We start from the raw sequence: 25,148 nt of genomic DNA on the forward strand, positions 1-25,148 counted from the left end.
TCATCGCAGGCCCATGCGGATGCGCGGATCGAGCCAGACCAGGATCAGGTCCGAGATCAGCATGCCGACGAGGGTGAGGGCCGCGACGAACATCAGGATGAACCCGGCCATGAACTGGTCCTGGCTGCGCAGGGCCTCGAGAAGCAGCGGCCCGACGGTCGGCAGGCTGAGCACCAGGGAGACCAGCACCGACCCCGAGACGAGGTGCGGGAGCAGGTTGCCGATATCCGCGACGAACGGGTTGAGCGACATCCGGAACGGGTATTTCAGCAGCGCCTGCAGGGGCGGCAGGCCCTTGGCGCGGGCGGTCACCGTGTAGGGCTTGGCCAGCTCGTCGAGCAGGTTGGCGCGCATGCGCCGGATCATGGCCGCGGTGCCGCCGAGGCCGATCACCAGCGTCGGCACGATTAGGTGCGCCATGAGCGAGCGGACCTTCTCCCAGGTCCAGGGCTGGTTGGTGAGGGCCGAATCGTAGAGGCCGCCGATCGACAGCCCGAACCACCGGTTGGCGTAGAACAGCAGGATCAGGGCGAGCAGGAAGCCCGGCACCGCGAGGCCGACATAGCCCAGCAGGGTGACGACGGCGTCGCCGAGCGTGTTCCGGTGCGTCGCGGAGTAGATCGCCGCCGGGATCGCCACGAGGTGGACGAACACCACCGCCGTCAGGTTGATCAGCAGGGTCAGCCACAGGGCGTCGCCGACGACGTCCGCCACCGGCTTGTCGTACTCGAACGACCAGCCCCAGTCGCCCTGGAGCAGCCCGGAGAACCCGACCGATCCGGGCAGCACGCCGATCCACATCAGGTACTGCTGCCAGACCGGCCGATCGAGCCCGTACTGCTTGATGAGCAGCTCGGCCTTCGCCACGGAGCTCGCGTCGCCGGTGGCCCGCAGCTCCATGATCCGGTTGGTCAGGTAGTCGCCCGGCGGCAGCTTGATGATCACGAAGACGAGCGCCGAGATGACCAGCAGCGTCACCGCCATCGTGACGACGCGGCGGAGGATCTGGACGATCACCGGGCCTCCGCGCGCTTGTCGGCGCCGGTTTCAGTGCCCGTGTCCCAGAACAGCTCGTCGAGGCGCTGCACGCCGATCATCGCGGTGGGCTCCCAGGAATAGAGGGCGCGCTTCGGGAGGTTGATCAGGCGATCGGCGCCGACCACCGGCTGGAGCGCGCCCGCCACCGTGCCGATCACCCAGGTGTTGTGCGCGTGGTTCATCAGCATCTCGCGCCAGATCGCGGCCTGCCGGCCGGCATCGTCGGTGTGGCGCCACTCCCGGTCGAGCTCGATGAGGCGCTGGACCTCCGGTACGTCGCAGGGCTCGCCGCTCTTGCCGCGGCTCTCGACGTTCATGCTCCACAGCGGCCAGGAATAATGCTCCGGCTGGGCCGGACTCAGCTCGGTCGGGGGCATGATCGCGGTCGGGACGGCGAGGTCGAGGCCCTGGGCGGCGACCATGACGGTCACGCCCGCGATCGAGCGCCGGTGCAGGTTCGTGCGCTCCTGCGGCTTGGTGATCAGGCGGATCCCGACCTCGCGCCAGAACTCCGTGATGAGCAGCAGCGCGTCGAGGACCATCTCGGCCTCGCCGTCGCTCTCCACCACCAGTTCCAGGGCGCGACCGCCGGGGAGCAGCCGCGTGCCAGAACCGTCGCGGGCCGTCAGCCCGATCTCGTCCAGAAGCTTGGCGGCCCGGGCCGGGTCGTAGGCGGCGTTGAGGGTCCGCATCTCGGGCTCGAACAGCGCGCTCTCCGGCACGATCGTGTCGTTGCCCTCGGTGCCCAGGCCGAACAGGAGCGTGTTGTTGAGGGTGCGCCGATCGATGGCGAGCGACAAGGCGTGCCGGTAACGCACGTCGCGGTTGAGCTGCCGCCACGCCGGATCCGTCGTGGTCAGGTTCGGGTAGAGCGCGATCTCCGAGCCGCGGGCCACGGGCCACAGGTTGGTGCGGTAGCGATGCGCCGCCTCACCCTCCTTGAGGCTCGGGATGTCGGGCATCATCAGGCCGCGGAACATCAGGTCGGCCTCGCCGGCATTGGTCTTGGCGACCAGGAGGCCCTGCGAGGCCACGTCCATCACGATGGAATCGACGTAGGGGAGCTGCGTGCCGGCCGTGTCGACCCGGTGGTAGCTGCGGTTGCGCTCGAACCGGAACCGGGTGGCCGGCGAGCGGGTCCGCGGGACCCAGCCCTGCAGGGTCGGGCAGTCCGGGTTGTTGAGCTCGTAATTGTCGTCGAGGCGATTGTGCAGGGCCGCCCAGCTGCGGAGCTTCAGCGCCTTGGCCTTCGCGTCGGCCGCCTCCTTGCCGACGTAGCGGGCGTGGTACGGCTTGAGATAGTGCGACGGCCGGTAGATCAGCGGGTCGCGCGGCGCCGCCAGGGCCGGCAGGAACATCGGGTTCGGCCGGTCCCAGCTGTAGCGGACGGTGACCGGATCGAGGAATTCCACCTCCGGGAGCTTGCCGTCGACCCGGAAGAAGGCCGCGGGCCCGTCGGGGCTCAGGGCCTTCTCGTTGGCGACATCCTCCCAGTAGTAGCGGAAATCCTCCGCGGTGAACGGGTGCCCGTCCGACCAGCGGTGGCCCTGGCGGAGCGTGAACGTGAAGCGGCCGCCCTCGACGTCGACGCGCTCCAGCACGTCGGGCCGCAGGTTGAGGTCGGAATCGTAGCCGACGAGGCGGGTGTAGCCGTAGACCGACAGGTAGCGGACGTCCCGCGCCTTGGCGATCAGGGTGCGGATCGTGCCGCCCGCGCTGCCGAGGCGGCGTCCGTGGGCGGCGAGGTCGGCCACGTAGGGGGTGGTCGGCGGGCCAGGCGCGTCGGCCGGCGGGGTGTCGGCGAAGGCCCGCGACGGCGCGCGCGACCAGATCAGGCTGGCGCCGAGCCCGGCGAGCAGGGCGCGGCGGGACACGGTGCTGTCGTTCCCGCCCCGCAGCGGGAGAGCGGACGGGGTGCCGTCCTGAATGTCCCAGGCCTTCATGAGCTGCCCCGCAACGTCACGGAGGTGAGCCGGGCGGGCGAGTAGCCGGTCGCCCTGTGCAGGTCGTCGAAGGCGTGGGACCGGGCGATCAACCCGGCGGCCTGCCGCACCAGGGCGTCGTCGGCCGGCTGCTCGAAATGGCGGCCGTTCCGCGTCCACCGGATCGGCTCCGGGTTGCGCTCGGGCCCGGTGATCATCGCGATGGTCGGGTGCGCGGGGCCGCCATGGGCGTGGATCCGGTGCCCGGCCGCGTCGTCGTCGAACAGCAGCCGGGTCAGACCGCGCGCCCGCGCCTCCACGACCCGCCGGCCCTGGGCGACGTGGTCGTCGAAGAACGCCACCGTCCGCGCCGGGTCGAGCATGGACCAGTCGGCGGTCGACCAATCCGCCGTGCTGTAGCGGGCCTGCCGGTCGCGGTACTGCAGGCCCGACAGGTCCGGATCGTGGCAGAAGATCTGCGCCTGCGGGCGGGCCTGCCGGATCACCCAGGTCGTGAGCCCGCGGAACACGCCCGATTCGATCACGAAGTCGGGCTTCAGCGCCCGCATGGCGACGTAGAGCTGCAGCGCGCCGTTGAAGCCGCTGCCGCCGCGCCGCTGCCGGACGGGGGCGGTGGGTATCAGCGCCCAGAACGCCCGGACCTGCTCCAGCACGTCGCCGTCGGGGACGAGGCCGGCGGCGGCGAGATCGCGTTCCAGGATGGCGGCGGCCGATTCGAGCAGGGTGGCGACTTCCCGCGGCGAGGTCGGCCGGTGGGTCCAGTCGGGGGCGGCCGGTACGAGGTCGTAGCCCAGGCGGTCGAAGAACGGCGACAGCACCTTGCGGCGCAGGCGCTCCAGCATCACGGGCGGCCGGGCCTGCATCACGCGGCCTCCGCACTGTGGGCGGCGCTGAAGCGCACCCGGTGTCCGGTCTCGACCGGGCGCATCGCCCCGGCCTCGTCGGGGGCCAAGCGGAACGGCTCCTCCCAGCGGGTCGGGTCATTGCGGTCGGAGGCGACGGCCGCGAAGTCGAGGGGATGGTCCAGGCTCGGATCGGGCACGGCGGCGAGCAGCGCCCGCGTGTAGGGATGGACGGGCCGGCGGAACAGGGCCGCGCGGGGCGCCTCCTCGACGATGCGGCCCCGGCACATCACGCTGATCGTGTCCGCCATGTAGTCGATCACTGCCAGATTGTGGGAAACGATGAGGTAGGAGAGGCCCAGGGCGGCCTGGAGATCCTTGAGCAGGTTCAGGATCTGCGCCTGGACCGAGACGTCGAGGGCCGAGACCGGCTCGTCGAGCACCAGCAGCCGCGGCTTCGGGGCGAGCGCCCGGGCGATCCCGATGCGCTGCCGCTGCCCGCCCGAGAAGGCGTGCGGGTACCGGCCGAGACCGCTGGGCTCCAGGCCGACCATCGCCATAAGGGCGCGGCAGCGCTCCCGCCGCTCCGCCGCCGGGACGCCGTGGATCTCCATCGGCTCCGACAGGATCTGCCGGACGGTCATGCGCGGATCGAGGGACGCGTAGGGGTCCTGGAACACGAACTGGACCGTGCGGCGATAGGCGAAGAGGGCGTCGCCGCTCAGGCCGTGGACGTCCCGCGGGCCGCTGCCGTCGTCGAACAGGATCCGCCCGGAATCCGGCCGGAGCGCCCGCATGATCATCTTCGAGACCGTGGTCTTGCCCGACCCGGACTCGCCGACGAGCCCCAGCGTCTGGCCCGCCGCCAAACTCAAGGAGACGTCGGACACGGCGTGGACGATCCGCGGCTTCTGCCACAGCCGACCGGCGCGCAGCGTGAAGCTCTTGCTCACCCCCTCCACCTGCAGGATCGGCCCGGCCAGGGGCGCGGGCGCCTGGCCGGGCGGGATCTCGGCCTTGGCCGGGCGGATCGGCGTGAGCCGCTCGCCGGGCGCCATGTCGAAGCGCGGCACCGCGTGGAGGAGCGCGCGGAGATAGGCGTGGCCCGGCGCGCGCATCACCGTGTCGCGCGGGCCCGCCTCGACGAGGCGTCCGCGATAGAGGACGGCGACGTCGTGGGCGATGTTGGCGACCACGCCGAGGTCGTGGGTGATCAGCAGGATCGCCATCCCGGTCTCCTCCTGGAGCCGGGCCAGCAGGGCGAGGATCTGGGCCTGGGTGGTGACGTCGAGCGCGGTGGTCGGCTCGTCGGCGACGAGGAGGGCGGGTTTCAGGATCAGCGCCATGGCGATCATGGCGCGCTGGCGCAGGCCGCCGGACAACTCGAACGGGTAGGTCCGCAGGGCGCGGTGCGGGTCCGGGAAGCCGACCCGGGCCAGCGCCCCCTCGGTCCGGGCATCGGCCTCCTTGCGGTCGGCCCCGGTGTGGATGCGCAGCGCCTCGCCGATCTGGTCGCCCACCGTGTGGAGCGGTGACAGGCAGGTCATGGGCTCCTGGAAGATCATGGCGATGCGCTGGCCACGGATCGCCCGCATCGCCTCGCCCTCGGAGGGGAGCCGCGCGATGTCGGCCTCGACCTCGCCGTCCCGGAACAGGATCTGACCGCGGGTGATGGCGGCGGAGGGCGGCAGGATCCGCAGAATCGCCTGGGCGGTCACCGACTTGCCCGAACCGGACTCGCCGACCAGGGCGAGGGTGCGGCCGCGGTGAACGTCGAGGGACAGGCCGTGCAGCGCCTCGAACGGACCGCTCTCCGTGCGGAACGCGACCGCGAGGTCGCGGATGGACAATAGCGGGCTCAACCCGTCCTCGCGATCTGTGAGACCTGAGACTTAGATGCCGCCGGCCCCTTGTCCATCGCGGACGCGCCGAAGTGCGCCCGAACATCCACGACCTGTATCGCCGGGTGCCGCAGGAGGTTGGCCACGAGGGCGCCGGCGAAGTCCCAGACGGCCTCGTCGTGGACGCGGTGGTGCGTCAGCAGGCCGAGCGGCCGCTCCGGCGCGCCCGCGATGTCGGCGGCGAGGCCGCGCAGCAGGGCTTCCGGATCGCGCAGGGACCGGCTGCCCCGCCAGTCGATCGGATCGAGGGTGGCATCGAGCCGGCGCAAACCCGGGATCGACGGGCCGGGCACGGCCGAGAGGCCGCGATAGCCGAGATCCGGCAGGGCGGCGGCGAGCTCCGGCGCGACGCGGTTCCACGGCGGTACGAAGACAGGCAGCAGCGAGCCTTCCGGCAGACGCTGCCGGGCGATCCGGAGACCGGCAGCGGCGTCGGCGACCAGGGTTTCGAGCGGGCGGTGCGCGCCGAACTCGGCCCGCTTCTCGCCCGGCGGGGCGTGGTTGTGGTGGGCGAGGCCGTGGACGGCGACGGATACACCGGCAGCCGCTTCGAGCCGCCGCGGCAGCGAGGCGTCGATGCCGGCCGGGATCGCGGCGAGGAGCAGCGGGACGCCATGGTGCTCGGCGAGACCGATGAGGCGGTCGAGGTCCGGACCGCCCGCGACCGCGTCGTCGTCGCGCCAGAACAGCGGCACGCGCAGGCCCCGCGCCGCGACGGCGTCGAGAGCACGGCGGAGAGCGTCGAGGGCCGGCTCGGCCGGCTTAGCCCGGACGGGGCGCGATCGCTCGCCCCCGCGGAGGGATTCGACCAGCGCGACCGTGCGCGCTGCGCCGTCCCGATCGATCCCGGGATCGCCGGGCGCGGGGAGGACGCCCCGCGACGCGATGGCCTCCACCAGGGTCCCGGGCGTCAGCTCCGATTCCGGCAGCACCCGGGCGAGTCCCCGGGTGGCGAGGCGCTCGGCGCGCAGGCGCTGCTCGGTCTCGCCGCCGGCCTCGAAGGGCACGAGGACAGCGGGTGTGCCGGTGGCGAGGAGATCGACGGCCGTGTTGTAGCCGCACTGGCTGACCGACAGGGCGGCGCCGGCCAGGAGCGCGCGATAGTCCGGCTGGGCGCGACCGAGGATGCCGGGCGCGAGACCGTGACCGATCTCGGACAGCTCGGCCTCGGGGACGCCGTGGCCGGCCAGGATCCGCCAGCCGAGATCCGGCCGAAGCCGGGCCGCGCCTGCGGCCGCGCGCAGCAGGACCAGCCCGGCCGGTCCGGATCCGGCGGCGACCACCACGCCGGAGCGGCGCGAGGCCGGCGCGGGCACGGTCCCCTCGTCCACGTAGCCGGTGTAACGCACCTTCGCGGCGGTGGCCGCGTCGAGGGGCCACGAGGCCTCGAGAGGGATCAGGGCCGGGTCGCCGTGCACCAGCACGGCGTCGTAGAGGTCCGCCACACGCGCGTGCGCCTGGGCGATCCGCTCCGGCTTGGTCGAGGCCACGAGGACGTCGCGCACGGAGGCGAGGACGAGCGGGCGCGGGCGCCGGGCGCGGGCCGCGTCCACCAGGGCGAGGAACTCGGCCGCCAGGGCGCGCCGGCCGAACGGGAACAGCTCGGTGATCACCGCGTCAGGCTCGAAGGCCGCCAGGGTATCGACCATCAGGGCTCGGCGGCGTTCGAGGAGCGCCGGCCCGGCCGGGCCTCCGTCGGGGTCCAGCAGCGTCGAGAAGTCCGTGCCGGCGATCCGGAGCGGCGGCAGCTGCACGCGGCGCAACCCGTCCTGTCGGACCATCGGTGCCGGGACGCCGCCCGAGACCAGCATCGTCTCGTGGCCGGCCGCCGCGAAGGCGCGGGCGATGGCGGCCGCGCGGGTGAGGTGCCCCGCGCCGAGCAGATGCGTGACCGCGATCAGGACGCGCACGCGGACAACTCCGATTCGCGGGCGACCGCGCCCTGCGGCAGACCCGCGGACGCGCGCAGCCGGCCGGCGATCAGCGCGATCGCCGCTTCCTCGGAGAAGTCCTGCACGAGCCGGGCCAGGGCCGCCGCGCCGAGCCGCTGACGGAGGCCCGGATCGCCCGCGAGACGGACCAGGGCCTCGGCCAGCGCCGCCGGCTCGCCGGGCGGCGTCAGGACGCCGTGGACACCGTCGGTGATGAATTCCGGCGTGCCGGCGAAGGCGGTCGCCAGGATCGGGAGCGCTTGGCTCGCGGCCTCCATCAGCACGTTCGGCAGGCCGTCGCGGTCGCCGCCAGGGGCGGGCTTCGTCGGCAGGACGAAGAGGTCCGCCGCGCGCATGGCCTCAATCACCGCGGGCTGCGCCAGGGCGCCGCGGAAGCGGACCCGCTCCGCCAGGCCGCAGGCAGCGACCCGGGCCTCCAGGGCTTCGCGCCGCTCGCCACTGCCGATCAGGTCGAGCCACCAGTGCAGGTGCGCGGGCAGGGCGGCGAGGGCGTCGATGAGGTCGTCGTGCCCCTTCTTGGCGACGAGCCGGCCGACACAGAGGAGCCGGAGGGCGCGGTCCGGGTCCGTCCCGTCGCGCGGCTCGCGCGGCGGCGGCGCGTCGGGGAACCGGGCGAGATCGAGCCCGTGATAGGCGAGGAGCGTCCGGCCCGGGGCGAGGCTGTCGAGCCGGGCGAGGCCGTCACGGGTGCAGGTCACGCCCCATTCGGCGTCGCGCAGCTTCTCGGCCAGTTCCCAGTCGGGCGTGGTCCAGATGTCCTTGGCATGCGCCGAGAAGCTCCACCGGCGCCCGGTCAGGAGCGCGGCGTAGCGGGCGACGCTGGCCGGCGTGTGCAGGAAGTGCACGTGGATATGGGCGACCTCGGCCGGCAATTCCCGGGCGAGGACCAGGGCCTGCCCGAGGCGCCGCAGCCGCGACGCCGTCGGGTCGCGCCGGAGATCGCGGGCGAACAGCGCCAGGAGCGCGGGCAGGTTCGGCCGCCGGAGCGCGGCGCCGACGCCCCGGGACACCCGCAGCGGCGCGTCGCGCAGGTACTCGGGCAGGTAGGCGGCCTCCGCGCGGATCTGCGCGTGCATCGGATGGCGGGCCCGATCGGTCGGGCGCCGGAGGGACCAGATCTCGAGAGCCAGGCCGCACCGTTCCAGCGCCAGCAACTCCTGCGCGATGAAGGTCTCGGAGAGCCGCGGATAGCCCTTCAGCACCACGGCGACCCGTTTGGCGCTCACGAATAGGCCTGCAGGTACGGCCGGGCCGGGACGTTCGCGCCGCCGCGGGCGGTCAGCGCCCGGACGCGGCGCGCGACCGCGTCGAGGCCGTCCAGGAGACCCGGCACCAGAACCCGCGACGGCGGGTCCTGTCCCGGCAGGTCGCGGAGCGCCGCCGCCATGCGCCCGGGCGCCCGGCCTTCCGCCTCCATCAGCACCCGCGCGAGGCCGAGCCGCTCGGCCGCCAGCGCCCGGATCGCCTGTTCCCGCCGCGGCTCGGTCCGGGGCACGAGGATCGCCCGGCGGTCGAAGGACAGGATCTCGCAGAACGTGTTGTAGCCCCCCATGGCGACGACGCCGGCGGCCTTGCGCATCAGGAACTCGATCTCGCTGTCGAAGGTGATGGCCGCGATCCGGTCGCCGAGGCGGCGGATGCGCGCCATGAACCCGTCGCGGATGCCGGCGTCGAGGAAGGGACCGAAGGCGATGAGCGCGGGCAGGGGGATCGCGGGATCGGCCTCGTAGGCGGCGATCACCCAGTCGATCAGGGCCGCCCCGTCGCCGCCGCCGCCCGGCGTCACCAGGATGAAGGGGCCGTTCGCGATCGGGGGCTCCTCGCGGCCGGCGCGGCGCTCCGGGAGGTCGCGGCGGAGATAGCCGGTGTAGATCAGGCGCCCGTCGATGCGGGCGGCCATCTCGGGCTCCATCGGCAGCGCCGCCAGGGGCTCGTGGATCCGGCTCAGCCCGTACACCCAGATCTCGTCGTAGAAGCGCGCCATCGTCTCGGCCGCGCCCTTGCGCTCCCATTCGGGGACGAGGCGGTCGGCGTCGTCGAGGACGTCGCGCAGGCCCAGGACGAGGCGGATGTCGCGGGCCGCGGCCTTCTCCAGCACCGGCAGCAACTCGCCGTGGAAGCCGGCCGGTTCCTTGTCGACGATGATCAGGTCGGGTCGGAAGGCGTCGCAGGCCTGGGCGATGATCGCGGAACGCTGCGCGACGGTGCGCGCCAGCGGGGTCGCGCCGTCGAGGCTGGCATAGCCGCCGTCGGCGAACTTGGTCACCGGCGGCAGCCTGACCGTCCGGACGCCCGCGGCGAAGGCGAAGCGGTCGACCACCGGGGAGCCCGAGACGATCATCGCCCGGGCGCCGCGGTTGCACGCCACGATCGCGTTGGCGATCGCCCGCGAGCGGCGCAGATGGCCGAGCCCGAAGGTATCGTGGCTGTAGATCAGGACGCGCGGGGCCGGAGACGCCTCGTCCAGTCGCATCGATGTGATCGCCCCGGTTTGACGGCGCGAGGATCGCAGCCGCCGCCCTCTTGCACAAGCCGGGCCGGGCCGCAAACACCCCTGTTAACGGGCCCGGAACCGCGCGCGCCTAGGCTGCTGCGGAATCCGGACGCGGAAATCCTCCGTCATGCCAGCGCCCATCGAGACCCGCGTGCCGGGCTCACCGACAGCACGCGCCGCCGCGCTCCGGTCGGATCTCGCGCATCTCCTGAGCAGCGATGACCGGCTGTTCGCCTTCGGCAGGCGGGCGGCCTGGGTGCTGCTGCCGCTCGGCCTCGCCATGGTCCTCCTCGTCTACGGGACCGGCCCGGACCCGCGGCGCAACTGGTACGGCGACCCCCTCGGCAACGACTTCGTCCAGGTCTGGGTGGCGGGCCGCTCGGCGCTGGAGGGGCGGGGGGCGGACCCCTACGACCTGCCGGTGCACCTGGCGAACCTGAAGGCGGCCTGCGGGCAGGCGTGCCGGTTCGCGTGGCACTATCCCCCGGTGTTCCTCCTGCCGGCGGCCGCGATGGCACTGCTGGATCTGCAGCCGGCCTACCTGCTGTGGACCGCGCTCTCCCTCGCCCTGTTCGCGCTCGCGATGCGGGTCGCGGCCGGCCGGCGGGACGCGGCCCTCGTCGCGCTCGCGCACCCGCTCGTGCTCTGCAACCTCGTCTACGGCCAGAACGGCCTGTTCACCGCGTCGCTGCTCACCCTCGGCGCGGTGCTCGTCGATCGCCGACCGAGGCTCGCCGGGCTCTGCTTCGGCCTGCTGGCCTACAAGCCGCACTTCGCGGCGCTCGCCCCCCTGCTCCTGCTCGTGACGGGACGGCGCGCATGCCTGGCCGCCTGCGCGTCGACGGTGCTGGCCCTCTGCCTCGCGTCGCTGGCGCTGTTCGGGACGGCGCCCTGGACCGGCTTCCTCGGCACGCTCGGGGACACGAACCGGATCATCCTGCAGAACGCGGCGGCGAGCCTCAACCTCAACGCCAGCGCGTTCGGCGCGGTGCGCCTGCTCGACGGCTCGATGGCCGCCGCCTGGACGGCGCAGGGTCTCGTCGCCGTACTGGCGCTCGGCCTCGCCTGCCGCGCCTGGTCCCGGCCCACAGACCCGACGCTGCGCGCGGCCGCGCTCCTCGTCTCCGCGCCGCTGCTGTCACCGTACCTCCCAGTCTACGACCTGGCGCCCCTCGTGCCGGCCGTGCTCCTCCTGGCGCTCGCCGCGCACCGCGCGGGCGGCCTGCGGCCGCGCGAGCGGGCCCTGCTATGCGCGGTGCCGCTCTTCGCGGTCGTCCGGGAGGCGGCCGCGCTGACCGGCTTCCCCCTCGGCCTCGTGCTGAGCATGGCGACCTTCGCCTGCATCGCGGGGCGCGTCATGCCGCAAAGCGTCACCCCGAGCCGACGGCGATCCGGGACGGGGGGCGCCGAGGCCCTCACGGAGCCAGCGGCCGCGGGATCCGGAAGGGCAGCATGAGTCGCACCATCGGGTTGCGGAACCGGTCGAGCGACAGGCTCTCGTGCACGGCCCGGACCGGCTCGCCGCCCAGAGTCGAGGCGAGCAGCGAGCGGGCGTAGAACGGCGTGTCCTCGTAGGTCGCGAGCACCCGCGAGCGGCCGCCGTCGCTGCGGGTCTCGCGCGGCATCCGCCAGAAGCGCGTCGCCGGGAGCGCCGCGCCGGGCGGCGGCCGGATCTCGCGGCGGCTGCCGTCCGCGGAGAACCGGAGCGACAGGTTCTGGCCACCGCCGTCGCGGTGATGGACGTCGTAGAGGATCGCCGCGCCGTCCGGCAGGTCAGCCCGGCACCATGTCCACCGCGAGAAGGCGGCCTCCAGCGGTTCGTCGCCGTCGTTGGTGTCGAAGTAGCCGCTCCCGCTCCAGCGAAGGTCCGGCGCGTCGAAATCGACCTCGACCCGCGAGGACGGCGACATCGGCCACCAGCGGTGGCGCCCGGCCCGGTCGAGATGGAACGGGCCGCCCGTGAACCCGCGCGGCTCGAGACGCACGGTGCCGCGGATCCTCCGGGGCAGGGGCGCGCCGCGCTCGTCGATCCGCACCGTCAGCGCCGTGCCGTCCCAGTGCATGGCGCTGGGTCCGACGGCGATGTGGTCGGCGCTGCGCGACAGGCTGGTTGCGCGGCGCTCGGTCATGGCGAAGCGGCCGCGGTCGCCGTAGAGCACCACGTTCATGGCGCAGTGGGCGAAGGGGTCCTTCTCGGCGCTCCAGGCGTAGTAGGGCGAGAACACGCTGCCGATGAACGCGATGATCGTGAGGCCCTGGCGGCCGTCGTCGCTCACCGCATCGACGTACCACCACGCGTAGCCGCCCCGCGCGACCGCGCCATCGAATCGCGGTCGTCCAGGATCGCTGCCGCTGCCAGCCGCCCCGACTGCGCCGCCATCGGCACGCCCGGGCCGGGATGGATCGAGCCCCCCGCGAGATAGAGGCCCGGCACCGCCGTCCGCGCGCCCGCGCGCTTGAAGGTCGTCGCCCATCCCTGTGCCGCCCGACCGTAGAGGGCTCCGCCCGTCCCGGGGAAGAGGGCGTCGAAGTCCCGCGGCGTCGTCGTGACCGCCGACGACGTGAAGTCCAGGGTGAGCCCGCAGGCCTCCAGCCGGCGGATCAGGTTCCTCTCGCATCTCTCGATCTCCGGCGGCTGAAGGGGGCGCTCCCGGCCATCCGCCGGAGCGTTGACGAGCAGGAGCAGGCGTTCTGGCCCCCGCGGCGCGGCGCCCGCCGCGTCCCGGTCCTGGGCACAGACGTAGACGGTCGGGTCGTCGGGCAGGCGGCGGGCGCGCAGGAGCGCGTCGAACTCGGCCCGGTAGTCGCGCGAGAAGAACACCGTGTGGTGCGCCAGCGGGAAACCCGCCGGCACCGCCTCCGCGCAGAGCGTGACCGCGGAGAGCGAGCGCTCGCCGGGCGCGAGCCGCTCGCCGGCGGCGGCCGCATCGGGCCCGAGCAGCCCCGCCCCCAGGGCCGCGCAGTCCGCGTTGCAGACGACGTAGTCGGCGGCCACGGTCGTGCCGTCGCTCAGGCGCACGCCGGTGACGCGGCCGCCGTCCGCGAGGATTTGCGCGACCTCCGCGCCGTACCGGAAGGTCGCGCCGCGCTCCGCCGCCAGATCGGCCACCGCCCGCGCGAGGCCGCTGAGCCCTCCCGCGACGGTCCAGACGCCGGCCTGCTCCACGTGGGCGACGAGCATCAGCGTCGCCGGTGCCGTGAAGGGCGAGGCGCCGCAATAGGTGGCGTAGCGGCCGAACAGCTGGAGCAGCCGCGGGTCGCGAAAGTACGCCCCCAGCGCCGACCAGAGCGTCGTGAAGGGCTGGATTCGCCAGAGATCGCCGAGGCCCGAGAGCCCGACCCGCTGCGCGAGGCCGGCGGGACCCGTCCGGCCCTCGCGGATGAAGGGCCCTTCGAGGGTGCGGTAGACCTCGGCCGAGCGGGCGCAGAAGCGCCGGTAGCCGTCCGCCTCGCGCGGTCCCGCGAAGGCCGCGATCGCGTCCGCCGACGCGTCGATATCGGCGAAGAGGTCGAGACGCTCGTCCCGGCTCCAGGCGTGACGGGCGAGGAGCCTTGCCGGTGACAGGGCGACCCGGTCGCCGAGATCCGCCCCGCAGTCGGCGAACAGCTCCTCGAGAACCCAGCGCATCGTGAAGACGGTCGGACCGGCCTCGACGGCGCGGTCCCCGACCGGGACGGCGCGCATCTTCCCGCCGGGCTGCGGCGCGCGCTCGAGGATTGTCGTCTCGAAGCCGGCATGGGCGAGCCGCAGGGCGGCGGCGAGGCCACCGATCCCGGCACCGATCACGACGACGCGCTCCTGCGCCACGGCCGCTCCGAACTCCCCCACCACGGGATTGATCTCCCCTCCGCAAAGTGTCAATAAGAAATGACACCTGTTGCTGACAACCGCATACAACACGGGAGGCAACGATATGGAGTCCGGTCGGCGGATCGAGATGGCGCTGGATCGCGCCGTTGCGCACGCGGAGGCGCCCGGCGCCCCGCCCCTTCTGGCGGAGGCTCTCCGCTACGCGGTGTTTCCCGGCGGCCATCGGATCCGGCCGCGCCTGTGCCTCTCGGTGGCCCGCGCCTGCGGCGACGACGACCCGGCGGGGTCCGTGGCGGCCGCCGCCTCTATCGAGCTCCTGCACTGCGCCTCGCTGGTCCACGACGACCTGCCGTGCTTCGACGATGCGCCGATGCGGCGGCAGAAGCCCTCCGTCCACGTCGCCTTCGGCGAGCCGATCGCAGTCCTGACCGGCGACGCCCTGATCGTCCTCGCCTTCGAGACCCTCGCGCGGTCCGTCGGGCCTTATCCGGCGCGCCTCGGGCGCCTCGTCGGACTCCTCGGCCGCGCCGCGGGGTCGCCGTCCGGCATCGCGGCCGGGCAGGCCTGGGAATCGGAGGCGCATATCAGCCTCAGCGACTATCAGCAGGCGAAGACGGGCGCCCTGTTCGCCGCCGCCACCGTGGCCGGTGCCGCGGCGGCGGGGGCGGAGCCTGAACCCTGGCGCCGCCTCGGCGAGTGCCTCGGCGAGGCCTATCAGGTCGCCGACGACCTGCGCGACGTCGCCTGCCGGCAGGAGGAGATCGGCAAGCCCGCCGGGCGCGACGCGACGCTGGGCCGCCCCAACGCCGCCGCCCTGCTGGGTACCGGCGGCGCGATGGAGCGCTTGTCCCGGCTGACCCGCGAGGCGATCGCGGCGATCCCGCCCTGTCCGGGCGTGGCCGCGCTCACCGCCGAGATCGAGGCGCAGGCGCGGCTGTTCCTGCCCGCGAGCCTGCGCGCGGTGGCGGTCTGAGCGCCGGATCGCTCCCCGGAACCGGCACGGTGCCGCCCGTTCCGCCCGCGTGGGCGGACAGGTGGCTCGCGTGGCGCAACCGCCTCGTCGCCAGCCCCCGGTTCCAGCGCTGGGCGGCGGGTTTTCCGCTGACGCGCCGCATCGCGCAGCGCAACACGCGCGCGCTGTTCGACCTCTGTGCCGGCTTCGTCTACGCGCAGGTCCTGACCGCCTGCATCCGCCTCGACCTGTTCGCGATCCTCGCGGATGGCCCGCAGACGGTCGACGCGCTGGCGCGGCGGCTCGACCTCACGCCCGACGCGGCACGACGCCTGCTGCGCGCCGCCGAGTCCCTCGGTCTGCTGCGCGCCCTGTCGAATGACCGATTCGGGATTGCCGACCTGGGCGCGGCCCTGGTCGGCAATCCCGGCATCGCCGCCATGATCGAGCATCACGCGCTGCTCTACGCGGATCTCGCGGATCCGGTCGCCCTGCTGCGCGGACAGGCCCAGCCGACCCGCCTCGCGGGCTACTGGCCCTACGCGGCCGGGGCGACGGGCGACGCGCGCACGGTGGCTCCCTACAGCGGCCTGATGGGTGCCTCGCAGGCGCTGATCGCCGAGGATGTGCTCGACGCCTGCGACCTGTCGCGCGTCCGGCACCTCATGGATGTCGGCGGCGGCGAGGGCGCCTTCCTGCAGGCCGTGGCGGCGCGGCACGCCGGCCCCCGCATGACCCTGTTCGACCTGCCGGCCGTCGCCGACCGCGCCCGAGCGCGCCTCGACCAATCGGGCCTCGGCGACAGGATCGCCTGCCGCGGAGGCGACTTCCACGGCGGGCTGCCCGCGGGCGCCGACACGATCACCCTGGTGCGGATCGTCCACGATCACGACGACGCGCCGGCCCAGGCACTGCTGCGGGCGGCCTACGCGGCGCTGCCGCCGGGCGGCACGCTGCTCATCGCGGAGCCGATGGCCGGGACGCCCGGCGCGGAGCCGGTCGGCGACGCCTATTTCGGCTTCTACCTCCTGGCGATGGGCTCCGGCCGGCCGCGCCGGGCCGAGGAGCTGCGCGCGATGCTCGCGGCCGCAGGTTTCACCGCCACGCACGAGCATCCGACACGTCGCCCCCTGCTCGCGCGGGTGCTGAGAGCTCAAAAAACAGGCCCAGCCAAGTAAGTGTGACTTGACGCTGACCTGTGTCTATCTAGGATGACACATAGCGGCTTCGCACCAGAGAGAGTCGCAACGCAAAGGGTGGACACTTCCAGCCATGGACGCTCTGGCCGTCATTCTGGAAAACCCGGAGCACCTGTCGGTTCAGCGCCTGGCCCTGACGCCGCCCACTGACGCGGACGCGGTCGTGGCGGTGTCCTGGAGCGGGATCAGCACCGGCACCGAGCGCCTGCTCTGGTCGGGGCGGATGCCGCCCTTCCCGGGCATGGGCTACCCCCTGGTGCCGGGCTACGAATCCGTCGGGACGGTCGTGGAGGCGGATGCCGGCGCTTCGGTCCGGGTCGGCCAGACCGTCTACGTCCCGGGGGCCCGCTGCTTCGGCGCCGTTCGCGGCCTGTTCGGAGGCGCCGCGTCCCATCTGGTCGCACCGGCCGCCCGCCTCGTGCCGGTGGACGAGGCCCTCGGCGAGCAGGCCTGCCTCCTGGCCCTCGCGGCGACTGCCCATCGCGCCCTCGGGCGCCTCGCTCTCGGCGCGGCTCCGCTCATCGTCGGGCACGGCGTCCTCGGCCGGCTGCTCGCGCGGCTGACCCTGGCTGCGGGCGCCGCGCCCACCGTCTGGGAGACGGACCCCGTGCGCGCAGCCGGCGAGCACGGATACACCGTCGTCGCGCCCGACGCGGATCCCCGGCGCGACTACGCGACGATCACGGATGTCAGCGGCAACGCCGCCGGCCTCGACGACCTGATCGCCCGGCTCGCACCGGGGGGCGAGATCGTCCTCGCCGGGTTCTACGAGGCGCCCCTCAGCTTCGCTTTCCCGCCCGCGTTCATGCGCGAGGCCCGGATCCGGATCTCGGCCGAGTTCAGGCCCGAGGACACGGTGGCGGTGACGCGGATGATCGAGAGCGGCCGGCTCTCCCTCGACGGTCTGATTACCCACCGTGCCCCGGCGGCACAGGCCCAGGACGCCTACCGCACCGCGTTCGCGGATCCGGGCTGCCTGAAGATGATCCTCGACTGGAGGGACGCCGCGTGAACGTTCAGCTCAACAAGGCTGCCCTGTCCCAGGCGACTCAGCTCCGCGCCGAGGCCGCGATCGAGCCCGATGCCGTGTCCACCGCACCGGCGAAGAAAGAAACGCAGATCATCGCGATCTACGGCAAGGGCGGCATCGGCAAGTCGTTCACCCTCGCCAATCTCAGCTACATGATGGCCCAGCAGGGCAAGAAGGTCCTGCTGATCGGCTGCGACCCGAAGAGCGATACGACCTCGCTCCTCTTCGGCGGCAAGGCCTGCCCGACCATCATCGAGACGTCGACCAGGAAGAAGCTCGCGGGCGAGTCGGTCGCGATCGGCGACGTCTGCTTCAAGCGCGACGGCGTCTACGCAATGGAGCTCGGCGGTCCCGAAGTCGGGCGCGGCTGCGGCGGCCGCGGGATCATCCACGGCTTCGAGCTTCTGGAGAAGCTGGGCTTCCACGAGTGGGGCTTCGACTTCGTCCTCCTCGACTTCCTCGGCGACGTGGTCTGCGGGGGCTTCGGCCTGCCGATCGCCCGGGACATGTGCCAGAAGGTCATCGTCGTCGGCTCGAACGACCTGCAGTCGCTCTACGTCGCCAACAACGTCTGCTCGGCGGTGGAGTATTTCCGCAAGCTCGGGGGCAATGTCGGCGTCGGCGGACTCGTGATCAACAAGGACGACGGCACCGGCGAGGCCCAGGCCTTCGCGGAGGCGGCCGGCATCCCGGTCCTGGCCTCGATCCCGGCCGACGAGGACATCCGCCGCAAGAGCGCGAATTACGAGATCATCGGCAAGCCGGACGGGCGCTGGGGCACCCTGTTCGCGGACCTCGCCGCCAATGTCGCGGAGGCCGCGCCGCACCGCCCGACGCCGCTCTCGCAGGACGGGCTGCTCGGCCTGTTCTCCAGCGAGACCACCGGCCGCGACGTCGTGCTGGTTCCGGCGACCCACGAGGACATGTGCGGCGTCGCCCACGTGTCCAAGCCGTCCCTCGAAGTCGTGTACGACGAGGTCTGACGCGCATGGCCGTCTCCCTCGACATCGCCGATCTGCGGGCCCGCAAGGCGCCGGCCACCATCGACCTCGCCGCGGCGCAGAGCGACGGCCTGGGCTGCCACGCCGGTAAGGACGCGATGGTGGCGGCCGCGGAAGCCGCCGGCATGTCGGAGACCCTGGCGCAGCTGCGCGAGGATTATCCCCAGGGCCCGCACGACCAGCCGCAGAGCATGTGCCCGGCCTTCGGCTCGCTGCGGGTCGGTCTGCGGATGCGCCGCACGGCGACGATCCTGTCGGGCTCGGCCTGCTGCGTGTACGGCCTGACCTTCACGTCGCATTTCTACGGGGCGCGGCGCAGCGTCGGCTACGTGCCGTTCAACTCCGAGACGCTCGTCACCGGCAAGCTGTTCGAGGACATCCGCGAGGCGGTCCACGCGACTGCGAAGCCGGAGGATTACGACGCCGTCGTCGTCATCAACCTCTGCGTTCCGACGGCCTCCGGTGTGCCGCTGCGCCTGCTGCCGAAGGCGATCGACGGCGTCCGGGTGATCGGGATCGACGTGCCGGGCTTCGGCGTCCCGACCCACGCGGAAGCGAAGGACGTGCTCGCCGGCGCCATGCTCAAGGTCGCCCGCGCGGAGGCCGAGCAGGGGCCCGTCGCCGCCCCCCGCGGTGGCCGTTCCGAGCGCCCGAGCGTCGCGCTGCTGGGCGAGGTCTTCCCGGCCGACCCGGTGGTGATCGGATCGCTCCTGGAGCCGCTGGGACTCTCGGCCGGCCCGGTCGTGCCGACCCGGGAATGGCGCGAGCTCTACGCGGCCCTCGACTGCGCGGCGGTGGCGGCGATTCACCCGTTCTACACGGCCTCGATCCGCGAGTTCGAGGCGGCCGGCCGCCCGATCGTCGGCTCCGCTCCCGTCGGCGTCGACGGGACCGCCGACTGGCTCGACCGGATCGGCGAGGCCTGCGGCGTGCCCCGCGCCACCGTCGAGGCCGCCAAGAACCGCATCCTGCCCGGTATCCGCGGCGCGCTCGGCGCGATGCCGATCAAGGGGCGGATCACGCTCTCGGGCTACGAGGGATCGGAGCTGCTCGTGGCGCGCCTCCTCGTCGAGAGCGGCGCCGAGGTCCCCTATGTCGGCACCGCCTGCCCGCGCACGCCCTGGTCGGAGGCGGATCGCGACTGGCTCGAGTCTCGCGGAACGGAGGTCCGCTACCGGGCCTCCCTCGAGGATGATCTGTTCGCCTTCGAAGCGCTGAAGCCCGATCTCGCCATCGGCACGACGCCGGTGGTGCAGCGCGCCAAGGAGCGCGGCACGCCGGCGCTCTACTTCACCAACCTGATCTCGGCGCGCCCGCTGATGGGCGCGGCCGGCGCCGGGTCGCTCGCCACGGTGATCAACGCCGCCCTCGGCAACAGGGCGCGGTTCGACGCCATGCGCGACTTCTTCGAGGGCGTCGGCACCGGCCACGCCGCGGGCGTCTGGCAGGAGGTGCCGCAGAAGCGCCAGGGACCGAAGATCGAGGGTCCGAAGAAGCCGATCGGGGAGATGGCCTGATGCTCATCCTCGATCACGACAGGGCCGGGGGCTACTGGGGCGCGGTCTACGTCTTCACGGCGATCAAGGGCCTGCAGGTCGTCATCGACGGCCCCGTGGGCTGCGAGAACCTGCCGGTCACCTCGGTGCTGCACTACACCGACGCGCTGCCGCCGCACGAGCTGCCGATCGTGGTCACCGGGCTCGCCGAGGAGGAACTCGGCCGGCACGGCACCGAGGGCGCCATGAAGCGCGCCCACGCGACCCTCGATCCGGGCCAGCCCAGCGTCGTGGTCACCGGCTCCATCGCCGAGATGATCGGCGGAGGCGTGACCCCTGAGGGCACCGGCCTCCAGCGCTTCCTGCCGCGCACCATCGACGAGGACCAGTGGCAGGCCGCCGACCGCGCCATGCGCTGGCTCTGGCAGGAATACGGCGCCAAGAAATTCGCCAAGAAGGGCATCCCGGCCCGGCCGGAGAAGAAGCCCGGCGAGAAGCCGCGGGTGAACCTGATCGGCCCGGCCTACGGCACCTTCAACATGCCCTCCGACCTCGCCGAGATCCGGCGGTTGGTCGAGGGGATCGGCGCCGAGGTGAACCTCACCTTCCCGCTCGGCGCGCACCTCGCCGACGTGCCGAAGCTGGTCAACACCGACGCCAATATCTGCCTCTACCGGGAGTTCGGGCGGCTGCTCTGCGAGGATCTGGAGCGCCCGTACCTTCAGGCGCCGATCGGCATCCTGTCCACGACCAAGTTCCTGCGCTCGCTCGGCGAGATCCTGGGCCTCGATCCCGAGCCGTTCATCGAGCGGGAGCGGCACACCACGATCAAGCCGGTCTGGGATCTCTGGCGCTCGGTGACGCAGGACTTCTTCGGGACCGCGAGCTTCGGCATCGTCGCGACCGAGACCTACGCGCGGGGCGTGCGCCACTTCCTAGAAGACGAGATGGGCCTGCCCTGCCACTTCGCCTTCGGGCGCTCGGCCGGTCTGAAGCCCGACAACGCGGCCGTCCGCGCCGCCGTCGCGGCCAAGCCGCCGCTGGTCCTGTTCGGCTCGTTCAACGAGCGGATGTACCTCGCCGAGTGCGGCGCCCGGGCGACCTACGTGCCGGCCTCGTTCCCCGGCGCGATCATCCGGCGGCACACCGGCACGCCGTTCATGGGCTACGCCGGGGCGACCTACCTGGTCCAGGAGGTCTGCAACGCCCTGTTCGACACCCTCTTCCACATCCTGCCGCTCGCCCGCGACATGGACAAGGTCGAGGCCACTCCCACGCGGCGGCACGCCGAGCTGCCGTGGGACGAGGCCGCCCGGCAGGCACTCGACGCCCTCGTCGAGGCCCAGCCGGTGCTCGCCCGGATCTCCGCGGCCAAGCGCCTGCGCGACGCCGCCGAGCGGGCTGCCCGGGACACCGAGGCCGCCGCCGTAGCGCCCGCCCACGTGGCGCGGGCCCGGGCCGCCCTCGCGGGAGGAGTGCCCGCATGAGCCGCCTTTCCGTTTCACCCAGAGGAGACCTGACGATGCGAACGATGGTCCCGACCGGCCGCCAGCACCAGGAAGCGTTTCAGTTCCGGCTGATCCTGGCGGCGACCTACCCGTTCTTCCTCGCCGCCGCGGCGCTGAACCGGTTCCGGCCCAGCCGCGAGACGGCCCGCCCAGGCCTGGCGCCGGCGCGCCGCTCGGTCTTCGGCGAGGCCCGCGCCATGGCGGTTCAGGCGATCCCCTTCGCCTTCATGGGCTGAAACGCCCCTGAGCGAGACGCTTCCGTCCGGTCACGCGGGGGAAGTCGGGCCGTGACAGCCGAAAGGCATCGCGGCTGAACCCGTCGCGCCTCGCCAGAGGCGCGGCCAACACACGGAGGTCTGAACGATGGCGAGTGGACCCGTCACAACAGAAAGACCGAGCAGCCTGTCCGGGCTGACGGAACCGGAAGCCAAGGAGTTCCACGCGATCTTCCTGACGAGCTTCCTCATCTTCACGGCGATCGCCGTGGTCGCCCACATCCTCGTCTGGCTGTGGCGTCCGTGGCTCCCCGGACCGCAGGGCTACGCCTCTCTCGAGGGCGTTCGCGATGCGGCCCACGCCCTCGTCACGATGATCGGCTGAGGAGGATCGGATGCACAAGGTTTGGTTGCTCTTCGATCCGCGGCGCACGCTGGTGGCTCTGTTCACCTTCCTCTTTATCCTGGCGCTGCTGATCCACTTCATCCTGCTCTCGACCGACCGGTTCAACTGGCTGGACGGCCCGAGAAACAACAAGGCGGCCCAGAACACCATCACGCTCGCGCTGCCGCAGATGCCGGCCTGAGTGCCGGTCCGGACCGCGGCGCGCGAGGGCCGCGGTCCACCAACCTTCTTCTTCTCCGGCCTGACTGAGGAGCAGCCGCCATGGCGATGCTGAGCTTCGAGCGCAAATACAGGGTTCGCGGCGGCACCTTGCTCGGAGGCGACCTGTTCGACTTCTGGGTCGGGCCGTTCTTCGTCGGTTTCTTCGGCGTCGTCGGTATGTTCTTCACGGTGCTGGGCACCGCGCTCGTCATCTACGGCGCCGCGATCGGACCGACCTGGAACATCTGGCAGATCAACATCGCGCCGCCCGATGTCAGCTACGGCCTGAGACTCGCGCCGCTGAAGGATGGTGGGCTCTGGCAGATCATCACCATGTGCGCGCTCGGCTCGTTCGTTTCCTGGGCGCTGCGCGAGGTCGAGATCTGCCGCAAGCTCGGGATCGGCTACCACGTCCCCGCGGCCTTCGGCATGGCGATCTTCGCCTACTTCACCCTCGTGGTGATCCGGCCGCTGCTGATGGGCGCCTGGGGCTACGGCTTCCCGTACGGCATCCTCAGCCATCTCGATTGGGTGTCCAACACCGGATACCAGTATCTCCACTTCCACTATAATCCGGCCCACATGCTGGCCGTGACGTTCTTCTTCACGACGACGCTGGCCCTGGCGATGCACGGCGGCCTGATCCTGTCGGCGACCAACCCGAAGAAGGGCGAGACCGTCAAGACGCCCGAGCACGAGGACACCTTCTTCCGCGACACGATCGGCTACTCGATCGGCACGCTCGGCATCCACCGCCTCGGCCTGTTCCTGGCGCTCTCTGCAGGGTTCTGGAGCGCGGTCTGCATCGTCATCAGCGGGCCGTTCTGGACGCAGGGCTGGCCGCAATGGTGGGGCTGGTGGCTCAACCTGCCGGTCTGGCGGTGACGGGTCGGACGCGATCGGAACGAGGGGACTAACGCGGGTCGCCGCCGCTCAGCGCGCGGCACTCCGGGGGAGGGCAGGCCATGGCCTATTACCAGAACATCTTCACGCAGGTTCAGGTGCGCCCGCTCGTGCCGGATCAGGGCGTTCCGGTCGCGGTCGACGAGCGGGTCGGCAAGCCGTTCAACAGCTACCTGTTCGGGCTGATCGGCAACAGCCAGGTCGGGCCGATCTACATCGGCTACATCGCGGCCCTGTCGATCACATGCGGGGTGATCGCCTTCGAGATCATCGGGCTCAACATGTGGGCCTCGGTGAACTGGGACCCGGTCCAGTTCGTCCGGCAATTGCCGTGGCTCGCCCTCGAGCCGCCTCTCCCGAAGTACGGCCTGAAGGTCCTTCCGCCCCTGAACGAGGGCGGGTGGTGGCTCATCGCCGGCTTCTTCCTGACGGCCTCGATCCTGCTGTGGTGGGTCCATCTCTACAAGCGGGCGCGGGCGCTCGGCCTCGGCCTGCACGTGCCGTGGGCCTTCGCGTCGGCGATCTGGCTCTACCTCGTCCTCGGCTTCATCCGGCCGGTGCTGATGGGCTCGTGGTCGGAAGCCGTGCCGTTCGGCATCTTCCCGCACCTCGACTGGACCGCGGCCTTCTCGCTCCGCTACGGGAACCTCTTCTACAACCCGTTCCACATGCTCTCGATCACGTTCCTCTACGGGTCGACGCTGCTGTTCGCGATGCACGGGGGCACGATCCTGGCCTGCTCGCGCTACGGCGCGGAGCGCGAGATCGACCAGATCGTCGACCGCGGCACGGCCACCGAGCGCGCCGCCCTGTTCTGGCGCTGGACCATGGGCTTCAACGCCACGATGGAGTCGGTCCATCGCTGGGCGTGGTGGTTCGCCGTGCTGACGACGCTGACCGGCGGCATCGGCATCCTGCTCACCGGGACCGTGGTCGACAACTGGTACCTCTGGGCCGTCAAGCACGGCGTCGCGCCCTCGTACCCGCAGGTCTACGGCCCGATCGTGGATCCCGCCCATCTCGCACCCGGCATGAAGCCGTGAGGAGGCCGTCATGAAGACGATTCTGGCGGTGGCCGGCGGCGCACTGGCCCTCTTCCTCACCATCGCGATGTTCGGCGGCGCCGGCTGGACCCACCCGCCGATGGCGAACAAGCAGACCGGCTTCCGCGGGACGGGCATGGACCTGATCCGCACCCGCGCCGGCAACGAGGCGCTGGCCGCCGCGAACGTCGCCCCGACCCCGGCCGATCCGGCCGATGCGGGCGGCGACAAGGCCTCGGCCGTCTACCAGAACGTCCAGGTTCTGGGCGATCTTTCGGCCGAGCAGTTCAACCGGCTGATGGTGTCGATCACCGAGTGGGTGGCCCCGCAGCAGGGCTGCACCTACTGCCACAGCACCGAGAACATGGCGTCCGACGAGCTCTACCAGAAGCGCGTCGCCCGGCGGATGCTCCAGATGACCCAGTACATCAACTCGTCCTGGAAAGAGAACCACGTCCATCAAGCGGGCGTGACCTGCTACACCTGTCACCGCGGCAATCCGGTGCCGGCCAATATCTGGTTCGACCGTCCGGTTCAGGGGGCGGGGCGCTTCATCCCGCGCAACAACAGCCAGAACCTCGCCTCCGCAGAAGTCGGCAACACCTCGCTGCCCTACGACGTCTATCAGGCCTTCTATCAGCACAAGGAGACGTCGGAGGACGCGGTCCGGGTCAACGCCACCACGGCGCTGCCGGAGACCAAGGGCAAGCCGATCCAGGACGCCGAGAAGACCTTCGCGATCATGATCAGCATGTCGCAATCGCTCGGGGTCAACTGCACCTTCTGCCACAACACCCGATCGGTGGCGCAGTGGGACACCAGCACGCCCAACCGCGTCCATGCCTGGTACGGCATCCGCATGGTGCGTGACCTGAACCAGGATTACATGGAGCCGCTGAAATCGACATTCCCGCGGAACCGGCTCGGGATCCTGGGCGACGTGCCGAAGATCAACTGCGCCACCTGTCACAACGGCGCCAACAAGCCGCTCAACGGCGCCAACGTGATCGAGCCCTATCCGGAGCTGTCGCACCCGACGATCGCCGTGAGCCTGCCGACCGGCGAGGCCAAGGACCCGATCCCCGGGACCGAGACCCCGACGCCGAAGCCCTGATCCGCCCCGGGGCGGCCGGACCACCGGCCGCCCCGCCCAAGCTACAGGGAACCTCCGTGGGGTAGAGGCGTCGATACCGGCGGCCAAGCTCGGCCCTCA

Annotated in this window: 22 protein-coding genes; 13 read left to right on the plus strand and 9 right to left on the minus strand. The window is 72.1% G+C overall.

Annotated features, from left to right (window positions below; translation table 11 throughout):
- From H288_RS0107505 to H288_RS0107535, 7 genes are read right to left on the minus strand one after another with little or no spacing between them, the layout of a single operon-like run.
- Entirely contained in the window at nucleotides 1-1,017 is a 1,017-nt protein-coding gene (locus H288_RS0107505; protein ID WP_020091976.1) for an ABC transporter permease, read from the minus strand.
- Nucleotides 1,014-2,981 carry an ABC transporter substrate-binding protein gene (locus tag H288_RS0107510; RefSeq protein WP_020091977.1) on the minus strand — a complete coding sequence of 656 codons (1,968 nt, stop codon included), beginning with the start codon at nucleotides 2,979-2,981 and terminating at the stop codon, nucleotides 1,014-1,016. Before H288_RS0107510 ends, H288_RS0107505 begins: the two co-directional genes overlap by 4 nt.
- Nucleotides 2,978-3,844, minus strand: coding sequence for a hypothetical protein (locus tag H288_RS0107515; protein ID WP_020091978.1), 867 nt, complete (start codon nucleotides 3,842-3,844; stop codon nucleotides 2,978-2,980). Before H288_RS0107515 ends, H288_RS0107510 begins: the two co-directional genes overlap by 4 nt.
- Nucleotides 3,844-5,685 carry an ABC transporter ATP-binding protein gene (locus tag H288_RS0107520; RefSeq protein WP_026604759.1) on the minus strand — a complete coding sequence of 614 codons (1,842 nt, stop codon included), beginning with the start codon at nucleotides 5,683-5,685 and terminating at the stop codon, nucleotides 3,844-3,846. Before H288_RS0107520 ends, H288_RS0107515 begins: the two co-directional genes overlap by 1 nt.
- Nucleotides 5,682-7,634: a glycosyltransferase gene (locus H288_RS0107525; protein ID WP_020091980.1), complete on the minus strand. Its 1,953-nt coding sequence runs from the start codon at nucleotides 7,632-7,634 to the stop codon at nucleotides 5,682-5,684. Before H288_RS0107525 ends, H288_RS0107520 begins: the two co-directional genes overlap by 4 nt.
- Nucleotides 7,622-8,902 carry a glycosyltransferase family 4 protein gene (locus H288_RS0107530; RefSeq protein WP_020091981.1) on the minus strand — a complete coding sequence of 427 codons (1,281 nt, stop codon included), beginning with the start codon at nucleotides 8,900-8,902 and terminating at the stop codon, nucleotides 7,622-7,624. The genes H288_RS0107525 and H288_RS0107530 overlap by 13 nt, the downstream gene beginning before the upstream one ends.
- Entirely contained in the window at nucleotides 8,899-10,149 is a 1,251-nt protein-coding gene (locus H288_RS0107535) for a glycosyltransferase (protein ID WP_020091982.1), read from the minus strand. Before H288_RS0107535 ends, H288_RS0107530 begins: the two co-directional genes overlap by 4 nt.
- A 148-nt stretch (nucleotides 10,150-10,297) precedes the next feature.
- Here H288_RS0107535 and H288_RS0107540 point away from each other — a divergent pair, with 148 nt between their 5' ends.
- Complete coding sequence (locus H288_RS0107540) at nucleotides 10,298-11,626, plus strand: glycosyltransferase family 87 protein (protein WP_020091983.1); 1,329 nt, start codon at nucleotides 10,298-10,300, stop codon at nucleotides 11,624-11,626.
- Here H288_RS0107540 and H288_RS0107545 read toward each other — a convergent pair.
- Together H288_RS0107545 and crtD are read right to left on the minus strand one after the other, a co-directional pair.
- Complete coding sequence (locus H288_RS0107545) at nucleotides 11,586-12,446, minus strand: carotenoid 1,2-hydratase (protein ID WP_020091984.1); 861 nt, start codon at nucleotides 12,444-12,446, stop codon at nucleotides 11,586-11,588. The genes H288_RS0107540 and H288_RS0107545 overlap by 41 nt on opposite strands.
- On the minus strand, nucleotides 12,443-13,978 hold the full coding sequence (gene crtD / locus H288_RS0107550) for a 1-hydroxycarotenoid 3,4-desaturase CrtD (RefSeq protein ID WP_043712296.1): 1,536 nt from the start codon (nucleotides 13,976-13,978) through the stop codon (nucleotides 12,443-12,445). The genes H288_RS0107545 and crtD overlap by 4 nt, the downstream gene beginning before the upstream one ends.
- A 106-nt stretch (nucleotides 13,979-14,084) precedes the next feature.
- Between crtD and H288_RS0107555 the strand changes: the two genes are divergently transcribed.
- From H288_RS0107555 to pufC, 12 genes are all read left to right on the plus strand, one after another.
- Complete coding sequence (locus tag H288_RS0107555) at nucleotides 14,085-14,954, plus strand: polyprenyl synthetase family protein (protein WP_020091986.1); 870 nt, start codon at nucleotides 14,085-14,087, stop codon at nucleotides 14,952-14,954.
- Between the two features lie 29 nt (nucleotides 14,955-14,983).
- Nucleotides 14,984-16,111, plus strand: a complete 1,128-nt coding sequence (locus H288_RS0107560) for a methyltransferase (RefSeq protein WP_020091987.1) — start codon at nucleotides 14,984-14,986, stop codon at nucleotides 16,109-16,111.
- Between the two features lie 94 nt (nucleotides 16,112-16,205).
- Nucleotides 16,206-17,144: a chlorophyll synthesis pathway protein BchC gene (gene bchC, locus H288_RS0107565; protein WP_020091988.1), complete on the plus strand. Its 939-nt coding sequence runs from the start codon at nucleotides 16,206-16,208 to the stop codon at nucleotides 17,142-17,144.
- Nucleotides 17,141-18,145, plus strand: a complete 1,005-nt coding sequence (locus tag H288_RS0107570; RefSeq protein WP_020091989.1) for a chlorophyllide a reductase iron protein subunit X — start codon at nucleotides 17,141-17,143, stop codon at nucleotides 18,143-18,145. The genes bchC and H288_RS0107570 overlap by 4 nt, the downstream gene beginning before the upstream one ends.
- Nucleotides 18,146-18,150: 5 nt before the next feature.
- The gene (bchY, locus tag H288_RS0107575) at nucleotides 18,151-19,680 is read left to right on the plus strand and encodes a chlorophyllide a reductase subunit Y (protein WP_020091990.1); all 1,530 of its coding nucleotides are present in this window, start codon (nucleotides 18,151-18,153) and stop codon (nucleotides 19,678-19,680) included.
- Entirely contained in the window at nucleotides 19,680-21,146 is a 1,467-nt protein-coding gene (gene bchZ, locus H288_RS0107580; RefSeq protein ID WP_020091991.1) for a chlorophyllide a reductase subunit Z, read from the plus strand. Before bchY ends, bchZ begins: the two co-directional genes overlap by 1 nt.
- Before the next feature lie 35 nt (nucleotides 21,147-21,181).
- Entirely contained in the window at nucleotides 21,182-21,403 is a 222-nt protein-coding gene (locus H288_RS0107585) for a hypothetical protein (protein ID WP_026604760.1), read from the plus strand.
- A 127-nt stretch (nucleotides 21,404-21,530) separates the two neighbouring features.
- Nucleotides 21,531-21,767, plus strand: a complete 237-nt coding sequence (gene pufB / locus H288_RS0107590) for a light-harvesting antenna LH1, beta subunit (protein ID WP_012319767.1) — start codon at nucleotides 21,531-21,533, stop codon at nucleotides 21,765-21,767.
- 10 nt (nucleotides 21,768-21,777) lie between these two features.
- Entirely contained in the window at nucleotides 21,778-21,969 is a 192-nt protein-coding gene (pufA, locus tag H288_RS0107595; protein ID WP_020091993.1) for a light-harvesting antenna LH1, alpha subunit, read from the plus strand.
- Between the two features lie 80 nt (nucleotides 21,970-22,049).
- Nucleotides 22,050-22,874, plus strand: coding sequence for a photosynthetic reaction center subunit L (pufL, locus tag H288_RS0107600; RefSeq protein ID WP_020091994.1), 825 nt, complete (start codon nucleotides 22,050-22,052; stop codon nucleotides 22,872-22,874).
- A gap of 80 nt (nucleotides 22,875-22,954) precedes the next feature.
- Nucleotides 22,955-23,935: a photosynthetic reaction center subunit M gene (gene pufM, locus H288_RS0107605; protein ID WP_020091995.1), complete on the plus strand. Its 981-nt coding sequence runs from the start codon at nucleotides 22,955-22,957 to the stop codon at nucleotides 23,933-23,935.
- A 10-nt stretch (nucleotides 23,936-23,945) separates the two neighbouring features.
- A complete protein-coding gene (gene pufC, locus H288_RS0107610; protein ID WP_020091996.1) occupies nucleotides 23,946-25,049 on the plus strand; it encodes a photosynthetic reaction center cytochrome PufC in 1,104 nt (367 codons plus the stop codon).
- Nucleotides 25,050-25,148: the final 99 nt, after the last annotated feature.

The sequence above is a fragment of the Methylobacterium sp. 285MFTsu5.1 genome (genome assembly GCF_000383455.1).
GTDB lineage: Bacteria > Pseudomonadota > Alphaproteobacteria > Rhizobiales > Beijerinckiaceae > Methylobacterium.

Coding starts and splice junctions, on each gene's coding strand:
- H288_RS0107510 (WP_020091977.1), bottom strand. CDS start 2,981: ATGAAGGCCTGGGACATTCAGGACGGCACCCCGTCCGCTCTCCCGCTG.
- H288_RS0107515 (WP_020091978.1), bottom strand. CDS start 3,844: ATGCAGGCCCGGCCGCCCGTGATGCTGGAGCGCCTGCGCCGCAAGGTG.
- H288_RS0107535 (WP_020091982.1), bottom strand. CDS start 10,149: ATGCGACTGGACGAGGCGTCTCCGGCCCCGCGCGTCCTGATCTACAGC.
- H288_RS0107540 (WP_020091983.1), top strand. CDS start 10,298: ATGCCAGCGCCCATCGAGACCCGCGTGCCGGGCTCACCGACAGCACGC.
- H288_RS0107555 (WP_020091986.1), top strand. CDS start 14,085: ATGGAGTCCGGTCGGCGGATCGAGATGGCGCTGGATCGCGCCGTTGCG.
- bchC (WP_020091988.1), top strand. CDS start 16,206: ATGGACGCTCTGGCCGTCATTCTGGAAAACCCGGAGCACCTGTCGGTT.
- bchY (WP_020091990.1), top strand. CDS start 18,151: ATGGCCGTCTCCCTCGACATCGCCGATCTGCGGGCCCGCAAGGCGCCG.
- bchZ (WP_020091991.1), top strand. CDS start 19,680: ATGCTCATCCTCGATCACGACAGGGCCGGGGGCTACTGGGGCGCGGTC.
- H288_RS0107585 (WP_026604760.1), top strand. CDS start 21,182: ATGCGAACGATGGTCCCGACCGGCCGCCAGCACCAGGAAGCGTTTCAG.
- pufB (WP_012319767.1), top strand. CDS start 21,531: ATGGCGAGTGGACCCGTCACAACAGAAAGACCGAGCAGCCTGTCCGGG.
- pufA (WP_020091993.1), top strand. CDS start 21,778: ATGCACAAGGTTTGGTTGCTCTTCGATCCGCGGCGCACGCTGGTGGCT.
- pufL (WP_020091994.1), top strand. CDS start 22,050: ATGGCGATGCTGAGCTTCGAGCGCAAATACAGGGTTCGCGGCGGCACC.
- pufM (WP_020091995.1), top strand. CDS start 22,955: ATGGCCTATTACCAGAACATCTTCACGCAGGTTCAGGTGCGCCCGCTC.
- pufC (WP_020091996.1), top strand. CDS start 23,946: ATGAAGACGATTCTGGCGGTGGCCGGCGGCGCACTGGCCCTCTTCCTC.